The 13,281-nt window shown below is 59.8% G+C and carries 9 protein-coding genes and 1 pseudogene; 5 read left to right on the top strand and 5 right to left on the bottom strand.

Features of this window, described 5'->3' with window-relative positions; translation table 11 throughout:
- Positions 1-151: 151 nt before the first annotated feature.
- The gene (locus BW09_RS08925; protein WP_181161812.1) at positions 152-1,537 is read right to left on the bottom strand and encodes a metallophosphoesterase family protein; all 1,386 of its coding nucleotides are present in this window, start codon (positions 1,535-1,537) and stop codon (positions 152-154) included.
- A gap of 471 nt (positions 1,538-2,008) precedes the next feature.
- Complete coding sequence (locus tag BW09_RS08920; protein WP_044089775.1) at positions 2,009-2,629, bottom strand: DUF5701 family protein; 621 nt, start codon at positions 2,627-2,629, stop codon at positions 2,009-2,011.
- A 267-nt stretch (positions 2,630-2,896) separates the two neighbouring features.
- Here BW09_RS08920 and asd point away from each other — a divergent pair, with 267 nt between their 5' ends.
- The gene (gene asd / locus BW09_RS08915; RefSeq protein ID WP_044089772.1) at positions 2,897-3,991 is read left to right on the top strand and encodes an aspartate-semialdehyde dehydrogenase; all 1,095 of its coding nucleotides are present in this window, start codon (positions 2,897-2,899) and stop codon (positions 3,989-3,991) included.
- Positions 3,992-4,172: 181 nt separating this feature from the next.
- On the opposite strand, the gene BW09_RS08910 is transcribed toward asd, so the two are convergent.
- From BW09_RS08910 to BW09_RS08900, 3 genes are all read right to left on the bottom strand, one after another.
- Entirely contained in the window at positions 4,173-4,679 is a 507-nt protein-coding gene (locus BW09_RS08910; RefSeq protein ID WP_044089771.1) for a hypothetical protein, read from the bottom strand.
- 1,383 nt (positions 4,680-6,062) lie between these two features.
- On the bottom strand, positions 6,063-6,629 hold the full coding sequence (locus tag BW09_RS08905; RefSeq protein ID WP_044089770.1) for an ACT domain-containing protein: 567 nt from the start codon (positions 6,627-6,629) through the stop codon (positions 6,063-6,065).
- A gap of 83 nt (positions 6,630-6,712) precedes the next feature.
- Positions 6,713-7,477 carry an aspartate kinase gene (locus tag BW09_RS08900; RefSeq protein WP_052382129.1) on the bottom strand — a complete coding sequence of 255 codons (765 nt, stop codon included), beginning with the start codon at positions 7,475-7,477 and terminating at the stop codon, positions 6,713-6,715.
- Positions 7,478-8,195: 718 nt separating this feature from the next.
- On the opposite strand from BW09_RS08900, the gene BW09_RS08895 reads away from it, so the two are divergent.
- From BW09_RS08895 to BW09_RS08885, 4 genes and pseudogenes are all read left to right on the top strand, one after another.
- Entirely contained in the window at positions 8,196-9,224 is a 1,029-nt protein-coding gene (locus BW09_RS08895) for a hypothetical protein (RefSeq protein ID WP_140463733.1), read from the top strand.
- Between the two features lie 583 nt (positions 9,225-9,807).
- Positions 9,808-10,215 (top strand): annotated as a pseudogene (locus BW09_RS11205) (AAA family ATPase); the annotation flags it as partial.
- A gap of 80 nt (positions 10,216-10,295) precedes the next feature.
- A complete protein-coding gene (locus BW09_RS11200) occupies positions 10,296-11,096 on the top strand; it encodes an ATP-binding protein (RefSeq protein WP_258185042.1) in 801 nt (266 codons plus the stop codon).
- 825 nt (positions 11,097-11,921) lie between these two features.
- Positions 11,922-13,088, top strand: coding sequence for an ATP-binding protein (locus tag BW09_RS08885; protein WP_181162099.1), 1,167 nt, complete (start codon positions 11,922-11,924; stop codon positions 13,086-13,088).
- The last annotated feature ends 193 nt before the right edge of the window (positions 13,089-13,281 follow it).

The raw sequence follows: 13,281 nt of genomic DNA, 5'->3' as shown, positions 1-13,281 counted from the left end.
CCGGAGTCGAAACCGGGTTTGCACCGCTTGTCTAGAGCCATGCGCATCTGTTAATACGCATGTAACATCCTACAGGCCAGCTCGGGCAACGGCTGCGGAAATGCCGTATTGTGGCGGGGCGAGCGGCGGCCGCGCGGACCGGGCCGGCGAATTACCGGCGGGCGCCTCTGAGCAGCGAGCGCACGATGGCGGCGAATCCAAGGCTCATCGCGCCGGCGAGCACGGCGAACACCTCCGGACGGCGCAGCTCGTTGCGCATGCTGACCGCATCGGTCACGCAGTGGTCCTCGAACCAGACACGCACCTCGTTGCTGGAATAGCGTCCAACCAGGTCGCCCCAAGTGAGCATGCGCGTCACATAGCCGGCCGGATTGTTCTCATGGAACTCGAACAGGCGGATGCCGCGATAGCGCGACTTGGGACCATAGCATTCAAAGCCGCACGTGGGCGCGTAGCCCAGGTCGAGGCCGTGCACGTGGCCAACGAACGCGTTCTTGTGATCGTGCCCGCAGAACAGCGCGAAATAGCCGCCCGCCTCGCGCATGGCGTCCACCTCGCCCACGTTCTCGTCCGCGCAGCCGATGGCCTCGCCCAGCCGGGAGCCCGGACGGCAGACCTCATGATTGAGCACATAGCAGTGGCCGGCGTGGGTGCGCGCACCTTCCACGGCGTTCGGCGTCCAGGCGGGCACCTCCTTGAGGCAGTCGTAGAACTCCTGCGGCGGGATGTGCTGGAAGGCGATGGCCGGCACCGGCTTGCCGTCGCCGTTGCGGCGGCCGAGCTCGACCTGCACGGACTTGAGCCAGCCGATGGCCTCGGGCGTGGGGGTGCCATAGCCGTCGGAATCCGCAAGGTCGAGGCCGCGGGAATTGGCCACATATGCGGGGTATTGGGCGTCGCGCTCCTTAGGAGCACCGGGCTCGCCCGACTCGGTGGCGTAGTCGCCGGAGTTGACCATCATGACGCTCATGGCCACGCGACCGGAGCCGTCCGAGGACTCGATGGGCAGGGCGAACGTGCCCGGTTCGAGGCTGTCGGCCGGGTTGAGGCATCCGGGGAACTCGCGGTAGATGTCATCCTGTTCGTCGGCCAGGATGCCGCACTGGAAATCGTGGTTGCCATAGGTGGCGGCGAACGGGACTTTCGCTTCGACCACCGGGCCGAGGAAGCCGTCGAATGTGCGGCGGACCTTGGCGCGCGTCTCGTCCATGAGCTCGTCGATACCGGGCGCATCAGGATGCTCGGCGTCCTTAGTGGAATGCTGTCTGATGCCGCAAATCCTTGCCTCCACCTTGGTCACCGCGCGCACGCGGGCACCTGGCTGCTCGCCGCGACGGCGCAGGAAGGTGTCGATATAGGCGGGGTCGTAGCCACGGATCTGATCGCCGGTGAACACCACGAGATCGGGGTCGGCTTTGCGGATGGCCTCGCGGATGAGGCGGATGGTGTCGGGAAGCACGTCGGGGCCGTCCTGGACGTCGGCCATCTGCAGCACGCGGAAGCTGCCGTCTTCGCGGAATCGCAAGCTGTTCGTCATGATTCTTCAGTGTAGGCGGGCGGATGCGGCCACCGCTGCCTCGTTCACAGGAATGGCACAGGCTTTTCCGACGCCGTTCAATTCCGCAGGCGGCCGGGCTCGACGTGCCTGCTGCGCCTGCTGCGCGCAATCCCTTCCCGCATGCCCACTTGATCCTCCCGCCGGTCGGTCAGGTGTCGCAACGATCACTAGAACCCGTCTGGGGAGGCAGCCCACGGTGGGGAGGCAGCCCCACCGTGTAGGGAATCTCCCCATCATGTAGGGAATCCCCCATCGTGTAGGGACACAAAACCTACACATCGGCGGAATAAAGCCGTTTTTGCTCCTTACACTGTGGGAAGTTCCCTACATGGTGGGCAAATCCCTACACTGTGGGCAAATCCCTACACGGTGGGGAGGAAGGGAGGAGGAAAGCCCAAAGGAAGACCCAAAGGAGGGCCCAGACGGGTGCAGGACAGTCACACCGGAAAATCAGCGGAACAGGCTGATGCCGCGTCGGGCGGCGCAGTAGGCGTTGCCGAGCCACGTATGGCGCGAGTTCGGCCAAACGGCACCGAGGCGTGGCGCGTTCTGGCTCATCCAGATGCTCGGCACGCGGCCGTCCGCCGAGCGCGAGCCCAGCAGATTGAAGCCGTTCTTGACCATCAGCCATTCCGGATGCTGGGTGGCGATGGCGAGCCCCTCCTCGAGCGTGAGCGGCAGGCGGTCGTCGGAATCCAGCAGTTTGCGGGCCACATCCGGCTCGCGGTTGATGTAGCACGTGCCGGTATGCGGGTCGACTACCAGATAGAACGGGCCTTCGGGCGGGGTGAAGCCACTGACGGGCAGGAAGCTGGCGATGTCGCGCGGGGGCATCGTGGTGAAGCCGGCCATGCGGTTAATGGAGGTTCGGGCGATCAGCGATTCGGGCGAAACCAGCTCGCGCGTAGGCACCAGGAGAATGTTCGAGCCCAAGTCGGAATGCTCAAGCGCGCCGATCAGCGGACGGGCCAGCGCGCGGAATGCGGCGGCGGACATGTCCGCCACATCCGGGTAGCCAAGGGCCACGATGCGGTCAAGCTGTTTCTGCGCTTCTACTGATGCGATAGACATGCCTCCAGCCTAGCAACGTGGCGTAACAGTTTCGGGACCGTCACTTGTATCTGATTATCGTGAGGCACAAGTGCGGCAGCGCCATGGCATGCCGCCATTGCCCACCGCAGCCCCTCATCGCCCGTCATCATATGGGAAACGCAGCGCCTTGGGCAGCCGGTCTCCGTACAATTATCTCCATCTGCGCGCGGCCGTCGTGCATGACCAAGCACAGAGGTAATAGCACACGTTTCCTTAATCGAACTCAAGCGAGAAGCAGAAGGTATCATGTCCGAGAAATTGAAGGTCGGCATTCTTGGCGCCACCGGTATGGTGGGCCAGCGATTCGTCACGTTGCTGGAAAACCACCCGTGGTTCGAGGTGGTCACCCTCGCCGCTTCCGCGCATAGCGCCGGCAAGACGTACGAGGAGGCCGTGGGCGACCGGTGGAAGATGGAAACGCCGATGCCCGAATACGCCAAGCACATGGTGGTCGTGGACGGCGACGACGCCGAGAAGGTGGCCGCCGACGTGGACTTCATGTTCTCCGCCGTAAACATGCCGAAGGAGCAGATCCGCGCCATCGAGGAGCGGTACGCGAAGACCGAGACGCCGGTGGTGTCGAACAACAGCGCGCACCGCTGGACGCCGGACGTGCCGATGGTGGTGCCGGAGATCAACCCGGAGCACTTCGCGGTGATCGAGCATCAGCGTCGTCGCCTGGGCACCACGCGCGGATTCATCGCCGTCAAGCCGAACTGCTCGATTCAGGCGTACACGCCGGCGCTGGCCGCGTGGAAGGAATTCGAGCCGCACGAGGTGGTGGTGAGCACGTACCAGGCCATCTCCGGCGCGGGCAAGACGTTCAAGGACTGGCCCGAGATGGTGGGCAACATCATCCCGTTCATCTCCGGCGAGGAGGCCAAGAGCGAGAAGGAGCCGCTCAAGGTGTTCGGCCACGTGGACGCCGAGCGCGGCGAAATCGTGCCGTTCGATGGCCCGCTGAAGATCACCTCGCAGTGCATCCGCGTGCCCGTGCTCAACGGCCATACCGCCACCGTATTCCTGAACTTCGGCAAGAAAGCCACCAAGGAAGAGCTCATCGACCGACTGGTGAACTACACGTCCGAGGCCGCTCGTCTCGGCCTGCCGCACGCTCCGAAGCACTTCATCCAGTACCTGACCGAAGACGACCGTCCGCAGGTCAAGCTGGACGTGGACTACGAGGGCGGCATGGGCGTCTCGATCGGCCGCCTGCGCGAGGACTCCATCTTCGACTGGAAGTTCGTGGGGCTCGCCCACAACACTCTGCGCGGTGCCGCGGGCGGTGCACTCGAATGCGCCGAAATGCTCAAGGCCCTGGGCTACATCACCAAGAAGTAGCCAAGCGGCGGCCACAGCAGCCGTCATCTCACCATTACCCCGGTAAACGTACGCTGAGCAGAAGCCAGCGTACGTTTACCGAGCCCCATCCGCACCCCGCCTCTGCAAAGGTGTTGCGACTCCTGATTGTCTCGGACGGAAAGCATCATTATTGCTCAGGCCGGAAATCATCAACGCCTAATCACCATGCGAAGTCATGTAGTGACGCCCCTGCACTGACTAATGTGAATACAACTGTCTTGTTGCTCCATATGTCAACGTCGCATGCAGACGCGACGCCATTGACGGTACAAGTGGAACAATCGAGGGGCGAATCCTCGCACTCGTCATAATGAATCTGTTTGCCAACAACTTCTTCTGCAGCCTGCGAGCGCCTCTTGTTCTTCACAACTCCGGATCTTGGGTTAGCCACATATGTTCCGCGAGCAGCAAGCTCTTCCATGCTTTCTATTACTCCAACCGCAGCTTCCTGAGACGGATATTTGGTCACAGTCAAGCTCGCCACCGCACCATCCTTGCACGTAATCATGGTGCGAGACGACCAATCATATGGGGCACCTCTGGCTGCAAGGTCCTCCCACTTCGTCTGCGATTCGATTTGCCCCTTTTCTTGGCGCAGCACCGTCTGCAGAATAAGCGCCTTGCTTTCTGTACCATCAAGCGCAGTCGGCAGTTCGGCTACATCCATCGGGGCGACGCCTTCGGCCGGCCCACACCCCCAACAAAAACTCATAACGACAAGCATCAACGTACAACAGCTCACAATACGGCGTCGCGTAAACTTGTGATTAACCAGCATATACATACAACCTCGTATTAGTGTCAATCATGTACCTTGTAGCATAATGCTGACGCAGCAAAGCATATGTATCCTGAATTAAGGAATGCTTGACGATGAATATCAATGCAATAGAAGCGCCAATCCCCGATATCTATGGTTAAGGGACTCTGAAGATTTAGAGAACTTGTTCCGTGGGGCTGGCCCACAACACGCTGCGTGGCACCGCGGGCGATGCACTCGAATGCGCCGAAATGCTCAAGGCCCTGGGCTACATCACGAAGAAGTAGCCAAAAAGGGGACCAGAGGAGGCCACAGCAGCCGTCATCTCACCATTATCTCGGTAAACGTATGCTGGGCAGACAGCAGCGTACGGTCACCGAGACGCATCCGCGCCGTACCCCTACAAATGTGTTGCGGGGACTCTCACGGCGCATAAGGCTGTAGAACGGTCGGCGCCAGTCAGGCAACACGCAAGTCTGCCCGACTACTGAGTCCTTTCGTGGAAGAGTGGCGGGCTATCTGCGTTCAATGAGGTAGATTCGCTGCATTCCGGACAGCTATCTACGTTCAGTGAGGTACCAAATACGTGAAACCCCGAGTACAAACGTTGCGATATCGGCGTTCATACTCGGGGTTTCGTGGTTGGGATACCTCACTCAAGGCAGATAGCTTTCCGCAAAGAGTCAAATGTACCTCATTGAACGCAGATACCTCTCTGAGAAGCCGCCGCAAAAGCCGAAATCAACTACATTGAACGCGGAAAGCCCTCTAATGGAGGGCTTTCTCGCTTAGCAGGGGCTGATTTCCACTTTCCGGAAGATCTATCTGCGTTACGAGGGGCTGCGTTCGGAAGATACAACCTGTTTTCGGCTCATTCCGACCGTCATTCCGCCATTATGAATGGCCTCTACTCTCGGGGCCAGCCCCTCGTAACGCAGATAGGTGTTCCGAGCCGCTGAAATCAGCCCCTCGTAACGCAGAATGCCCTCCACAGGGAGGGCATTCTCGTCTTTTTCTCAAATATCGATGGAGACCGGCATCGATTGAGACATCAATTCAGACCGGCACCCGACTTAGGCGCTCATGAGCTGAATCCGGCTGGGCTCAGAGCCGCTTCCGACCGTTGGACCGCTGCGAAGCAGACAAACAGGTGGACACAGCACGGCCCAGCGTCTGAGGCTCAGCACCCTGTGACGCTTGGCCCGCTGGACTCGGCCGCCACCGCAACAGTCGCCCCCGCAACAGCAGCCACAGCAGCCACAGCCGCTGCAGCCGTGTTACCGGCCGCACTCAGCGACCCGTACCGCCGTAGACCACGGCTTCGATCTGCTTGGCGTCCAGACCGTAGGCGGTGTGCAGTGCCTTGACGGCTTCGTTGAGCTGGTCGAGCGGCACCAGAGCGGCAATACGGATCTCTGAGGTGGAGATCATCAGCACGTTGATGCCCTTGTCGCTCAGCGCGCGGAAGAACTTGGCGGCCAGACCGGAGTGGGTCTTCATGCCGACGCCCACCACGGCCACCTTGCCGACGTTGGTGTTGATGTCGAAGGAGTGATAGCCGAGGTCGTCCTGCTTGTCGATCAGCGTGTTCTCCACCTGCTTGACCGACGCCTCGGGAACGGTGAAGGAGATGTCGGCGGTGCCCACGGACGCGCCGGCCTGCACGATCATGTCCACGTTCACGCCCGCGGTGGCGAGCTCGGTGAACACCTTGGCGGCCATGCCCGGTTCGTTCGGCACGCCGCGCACGGTGGCCAGCGCTTCGGAACGGTCGTGGGCGATGCCGGAGATCACCGGGGCCTCAGGACCGAGATCGGGGAACAGGTCGCCCATGGATTTTGCTTCTTCTTCAGTCATGTCTATTGCCTTGTCTTGGTTGAGTTTACGTGTGTTGCGATGAATGTGTGCCGGCGCGCGACCGGCCGACGGTCAGTCGACGGTCAGTCGAGGTTGGGCAGCGTGCGCGGGTCCACTCCCTCGGGCACCACCAGCGTGCCCGGACGATGCGAGAAGGAGGAGCGCACATGCAACGGCATCTTGAAACGCTGGGCGTATTCCACGCAGCGCAGCGCCAGCACCTTGGAGCCACAGGAGGCCATCTCGAGGATGGATTCGTAGTCGATCGCCGGAATGCGACGGGCGGCGGGCACGATGCGCGGGTCTGCGGTGAAGATGCCGTCCACGTCGGTGTAGATCTCGCAGATGTCCGCGCCGAGGGCCACAGCGAGCGCCACGGCGGAGGTGTCGGAGCCGCCGCGGCCGAGCGTGGTGGCGTCGCCCTTGGCGTTGATGCCCTGGAAGCCGGCCACAATCGCGATATCGCCAAGCGCGAGCGCGTTCTTCACGCGATCCGGCTTGACGGACTTGATGTGGGCCGCGCCATAGCGGGCGTCGGTGAAGAAGCCTGCCTGCTGTCCTGTGAACGAGTGGGCGCGGCTGCCTTCGGCGTGGATGGCCATGGCGAGCAGGCTCATGGAGATGCGTTCGCCGGCGGTCATGAGCATGTCCATCTCGCGCTCGGGCGGGTTGGAGTCGATGCTCAGGGCCTGGTCGATGAGGTCGTCGGTGGTGTCGCCCATGGCGGAGACCACCACGGCCACCCTGTTGCCCTTCTTTTCCGTTTCAACAACGCGCTTGGCCACGCGCTTGATTGAATCGGTATCGGCGACCGACGAGCCGCCGTACTTCTGCACGATGAGAGCCACTGCTGTCCTTCGTTCTTCTCTTGGGTTTGGGTCGAGCGGTCAGGCGTCCGATGCAAGGCGTCCGCCCCGGGCCGGTACGGTACTCGCGGCACGCGCTGTGTGTGCTGCCACATGTGCCCGATGCGCTGCGCGCGCTGGCTGCGCACGTTCGAACAGCAACACGCGCTGCGGTCGACGTGGACGTGCCGGCGTCGCCATCCTTCACCCTGTTGTTTTGCGCTTCATTCTACGTAAGCGGCACGATTATAAGGATTATGCACTGCGCAATATGGTCATCCACCCATCATGCGGACGTCTGTCAGAACCGGCACCAGACCGGATATTGAAGCAGTGTATTGAAGCAGTCCGCAGACAATGGCTTCCGACAATGGCTTCATTGACTGGCGGAAGCCAACGTTGACTGTAGGAAATCCAACGGATTTCGCCGGAAAACCAAGCCAACGCACACCGCAACTTATACGTCGATGCGTCGTCCACAGACAACACCCAACAAGCGCCCGACAAGCGCCCGCCGCCCCGAATGAAGCCGCTACGCAGGCCAGTCGCGCAAACTGCATGAATACTCTGTGAACATACAAAGCACCCCGCGGGTCCTCCTTCATTCTCACGTTCGCTCGTTCTACAGTGGAATTGCGTTGTGGTGGTGGCAATCGACGCAGCACAGAACTTAGCGACCGGTTACGCACCGAAGCAGCTAAGCGTCAATGACAGGGAGGTCATGATGGCCGGAAAGAAAAACAATTCGTGGAACTACTGGCAGATGAACTACCGGGGCAGGTTCCGCCGCACGAAGAAAATGATCCCCTTCATCATCGTGCTCTGCGTACTGCTGCTCATCCTTGGTGTGCTTGCGGATGATCTCGGACAGGCTCTGGTCTGGATCGTCCTCCTCGCTGTCGTCGGCGTGGCGCAGTACTTCTACACCAAGAAGAAGGCCGACGAAGAAGAGGCGCAGGAGCAGGCCGCGCAGAACGCAACAACTCAGGCGGCACCGGGTGCGCCCGGCTACGCTCCGCAAGGCGCCCCGGCACCGCAGGGCTACGCCCCTGCAGGATATCCGACGGCGACCGCAGCGCCCAACGCCGCACCAGCCACCCCGGGCTACGCGTCAGCACCAAACTATAGCGCACCAGCTTCCGCCGCACCTCAGGCTCCGTTTGCACCGGGCGCAGCCCCGCAGGCACCCATTCCCTCACCTGAGGCCCAGAACGCACCGGCAAGCTCCACGGTTTCGTCAACGCCCACGGCGCCAGCATCGTCGCCGGCATCGAACGCTGCCGCCGCTCCGCAACAAGGCGGCCCCAACCCTTTTGAGCAGGAGACCGGCTCGCTGCAGATGCAGATGGCGTACCTTGCCGCGTCTCTTCCCAATCAGGACGCCATCAGCAACGGCACCATCCAGACCGTATACGTGCATGCCGCCGTGCAGAACGGCGCCCCCACGTGGGACTGCTTCTTCCGCTCCGGCAATGCACTGGTGGCGTCCGGCGACCTGCTGAAGAACACGCCCGCCGAGGCACGCAGCCAGTTCTTCGACTCGGGTCGCGCGTTGGTGAGCCAGTATCTTCAGGCATGCGCCAAGTACGGCGTGGATGCACCGACCGAGCTGCGCATCACCTACGACCCGCGCACCCACAGCCTGCACACCGACGTGAACTATCAGCCGCTGACCGGCACGGGCGATCAGGATCCGTTCATGGTCTGGGCGTCTAGCGTGTACGCCTCGTTCTCCGGGGCCAACAGCTGATCTGCGTCCGCTTATTGTTGCGTAAAGCCCTCACAAAGCCCTCGCTGCGCCGCCCGCCAGCGGGGGCTTTTCGCAATGAAGAGCAGTAAGGTACGGCTGGGGCACCGCGCCCGCGACGCATCTCCATTCGGACTGGATATGGTCGCAATCATGGTCATCGCGCTCTCCGATTATGCGCCACGCTGGTACAGTATGGGCGATTATGCGCTGACGTGGCACGAGGGATTGTCCCGCAAGCGCAGAATCGTCTCTTTTGCACTTGCGTGGCGCGCGAACGCGCCGACAGCGGCAGGGCAGAGACACGCAAAACCGCGGAAATCCGCCATTGTGAGAAATTGTGAATATGAGGCGTGTGCCCCACAAACGCAAAACAGGCGATATTGCACTTGCGTGGCGCACAACAGGCACCCGCACCACGCCCGGTTGGCCGGCATTTTCAGTTTGGCGCACCGCACTCAATCTGTTGAATATTTTTGACATACATGACAATTATTTTCAATAACTTGTCTTTCTATTGAACATCTTTGACATATATGCAACAATAATTCAATAGCACATACCAATCCACCAGAGGAAAGACCTCATGCTGATACACCGAGACAGATATCTCAACGATCTCATCGCACGCATGGGCAATGGTCTGGTCAAGGTGATCACCGGGGCGAGACGCTGCGGAAAATCCTTCCTGCTGTTCACTCTGTTCGAGGATTATTTGCACGGCAAGGGCGTGGACGACGACCACATCATCGAAGCCGTGCTTGACGACATGGCGTATTCGGACCTGCGCGACCCGGAACGGCTGTACGCATACATAACGTCGCGTATCACAGCTCGCGACGAACAGTATTACGTGCTGCTGGACGAGGTGCAGTACGCAATATCCGACACGGAGATGCACGGCGATGAGCCTCCGCAACTATACGAGGTGCTCAACGGACTGCTGCGCATGCGTAACGTTGACGTATATGTGACAGGCAGCAATTCGAAGATGCTTTCCACCGACGTGAAGACCCAGTTCCGCGGCCGCGGAGACGAGGTGCGCGTCCGCCCCCCCTGTCGTTCGCGGAATTCATGCAGGCATACGATGGAGACGTCCAGCATGGCTGGGCCGAATACGTGGTGTTCGGCGGCATGCCACTCACCCTGTCCATGCGGACCGACGAGCAGAAATCACGGTACTTGGAGAACTTGTTCTCGGAAACCTATCTCAAAGACATCGTCGCACGGAACAGACTCCGTAAATCGCAGGAGCTAGACGATCTGGTGAACGTCCTGGCCTCTTCGATCGGCGCGTTGAGCAATCCGTCCAAGATCAAGGCGACGTTCAGCAGCGTACTTCACTCCCCAATCAGCGTGAACACGATCACGCAGTACCTCGGCTATCTCGAGGACGCCTTCGTCATCAAGGAGGCATGCCGCTACAACGTCAAGGGACGTCGGTACATCGGCAGTCCGAAAAAGTACTATTTCGAGGACGTGGGATTGCGCAACGCGCGTCTGGGATTCCGCCAAGTCGAACAGACGCACATCATGGAGAACATCGTATACAACGAGTTGCGTATGCGCGGGTTCAACGTCGACGTGGGCGTGGTCGAACAACGCGGATACCGCGACGGCATGCCTTTCCGCAGACAGCTGGAAATCGATTTCGTCGCCAACCTCGGCAGCCAGCGATACTACATCCAATCAGCGTACCAACTGCCCGACATGGAGAAGACCGCGCAGGAAAAGGCCTCGTTGCTCGACGTCGACGACAGCTTCCAGAAGATCGTGCTGGTGCGCGATATCATCAAGCCCACACGAGACGACCACGGCATCCTCACCATGAGCGTCTACGACTTCCTGCTCGAGCCGAACATCCTGCAGGCGTAAGCACTCAACCACGATTAACCGGGAGCAGACTGGCCCGGTAGCCAGCGCAAAACAAGGAGTCAGACTGGCGTAAAACATGGCAATGTTCGTGCCCCGCAATTGCAAAAACGCGCTTTCTGCAGTTGTGTGGCACGCGGATGCGCCAGCGTGACACAACCACGAACAGCAAAACCGCGGAAATCCGCCATTCTCAGATTCCACGCCATTGTGGGCACGAAACAGACTGTGCCCCGCAAGTGCAAAACAGGCGAAATTGCAGTTGCGGGGCACACGACAGGCATCCACGACACACTAAGCATGCCCTCAGCGAAGCGACATGGCCATTACGCGCCCGTCTGGCTTCACTCAGCATCACGCAGCGAAGCCAGCCGGGCAACCACTGGCCAAACTACTTCACTGAGAACGCCCAGCGACGCCAAACGGCCACAATATGCCCAAACAGCTTCACTGAGAACGCTGTCAGTGAAGTCGCCATGACATCAACTGGCCAAATGACTTCGCTCAGCCAACTCAGTAAAGCCAAACGGCCACCACATGCCCAACCGACTTCACCAAGCCACCCGAGCGACGCCACCCGGCCACCACCCGGCCAGTCGACTTCGCCAAACAAACCCGGCGGCACCACACAAAGACGATTGGAAAGCAATCGGGTAGGCGCCTACGTCAGCCAACACCCAAACCATGCAAATCAACGAGTGGGCCTTATGTAAATCGACGAGTATACTTTATGTAAATCAACGAGTAGAACATATGCAAATCGACGAACATTTGTCCGATATGTTCGAGAATTCGGCAAACCCAAGAAGAGGGAAAGAACATAGCCCTATGATTCCACGCGAACTAACCGCCAAACTCCAATCCCTGGCAGAACTATTCCCCGCAGTCACCCTGACTGGACCAAGGCAAAGCGGCAAATCCACCCTCGTCCGGGCGACATTCCCGAACTACCGATACGTCTCACTTGAGGATGAGGACATGCGCGAAGCGGCGTTGGACGACCCACGCGCCTTCCTCGCCAGATACGACAACCACGTTATTTTGGATGAGGTGCAACGCACGCCTGCGCTGTTCTCCTATCTGCAAGGCGTCATCGACCAGCACAACGTCCCCGGTCAATACATCTTGTCCGGCTCGCAGAACTTCCTGCTCATGAACCGCATCTCCCAATCACTGGCAGGGCGCGTCGCCGTACTTCATCTGCTGCCGTTGTCGTATTCGGAGCTCGCCGCCGCCCATCGCGAGCCGAACACCATCGACGATTTCCTGTTCGAAGGCTGTTATCCGCGCCCAGTGACCCTAGGCATCGACCCAGCAGACTTCTTCCCCAGCTACATCAAGACCTATATTGACCGTGACGTACGGGCCGAACTTGGCATCAAAAAGATCACCGAGTTCAATACGTTCCTTACGCTATGCGCCACCCGCGTAGGAGAAGTGCTCAACATAACAAGCCTCGCCAACGATTGCGGCATCAGCACTGACACCGCCCGCGACTGGCTCTCCGTTCTGGAGACAAGCTTTATCACGCTGCGACTGCACCCATACCACAAGAACTATGGGAAACGACTCATCAAAGCGTCAAAACTCTACTTCTACGACACTGGGCTCGCAGCCAATCTGCTCGGCATCGAATCCGCCGACCAGCTGTTCACCAGCCAGAACCGCGGGAATCTGTACGAGAATGCCATCGTGGTGGAAATCATCAAACGATATCAAGCAATCGGGCGCGAGCCGAAACTGTTTTACTGGCGAGACAGCAACCAGAAGGAGATCGATCTCATCATCGAACGAGGCGGCCAGCCGCAATACGCCATCGAAGTGAAGTCCTCGTCCACATACCGGCCGAAGTCCTTCGAGAATCTCGAGGATCTGGCGCCGCTGATGGGCGTCGACCCACAGCACCGCTTCATCGTCTACGGCGGCAGCGAAGCCATCGACACACGTCATGGACACGTCATCGGCATCAACGACGTGGGCAGACTTGTCCAGTAAGGTTCGGCGAAGCAGGCTTCGCTGCTGCTGACTTGAGCATCACGCCTTCACACTTTCGTCCACAATGACACAAGTTTTTATGCTATACCAACGCTATAGCAGAAGAATCGCAGCAAAAAGCAGAAAAATAACATGATTTTACGATTGCATATCGAAAACTGATGCATCTCCATCGACATTCACACAAATAATT

It is taken from the genome of Bifidobacterium sp. UTCIF-1 (assembly GCF_006408915.1).
Lineage (GTDB): Bacteria > Actinomycetota > Actinomycetes > Actinomycetales > Bifidobacteriaceae > Bifidobacterium > Bifidobacterium reuteri.
The sequence above is the reverse complement of the archived record's forward strand: the minus strand, read 5'-3'. Positions and strand labels throughout refer to the sequence as shown.

Excerpts from the sequence above, each read along its gene's own strand:
- BW09_RS08925 (WP_181161812.1), bottom strand. The coding sequence starts at position 1,537 with ATGACGAACAGCTTGCGATTCCGCGAAGACGGCAGCTTCCGCGTGCTG.
- BW09_RS08920 (WP_044089775.1), bottom strand. The coding sequence starts at position 2,629 with ATGTCTATCGCATCAGTAGAAGCGCAGAAACAGCTTGACCGCATCGTG.
- asd (WP_044089772.1), top strand. The coding sequence starts at position 2,897 with ATGTCCGAGAAATTGAAGGTCGGCATTCTTGGCGCCACCGGTATGGTG.
- BW09_RS08910 (WP_044089771.1), bottom strand. The coding sequence starts at position 4,679 with ATGGATGTAGCCGAACTGCCGACTGCGCTTGATGGTACAGAAAGCAAG.
- BW09_RS08905 (WP_044089770.1), bottom strand. The coding sequence starts at position 6,629 with ATGACTGAAGAAGAAGCAAAATCCATGGGCGACCTGTTCCCCGATCTC.
- BW09_RS08895 (WP_140463733.1), top strand. The coding sequence starts at position 8,196 with ATGATGGCCGGAAAGAAAAACAATTCGTGGAACTACTGGCAGATGAAC.
- BW09_RS11200 (WP_258185042.1), top strand. The coding sequence starts at position 10,296 with ATGCAGGCATACGATGGAGACGTCCAGCATGGCTGGGCCGAATACGTG.
- BW09_RS08885 (WP_181162099.1), top strand. The coding sequence starts at position 11,922 with ATGATTCCACGCGAACTAACCGCCAAACTCCAATCCCTGGCAGAACTA.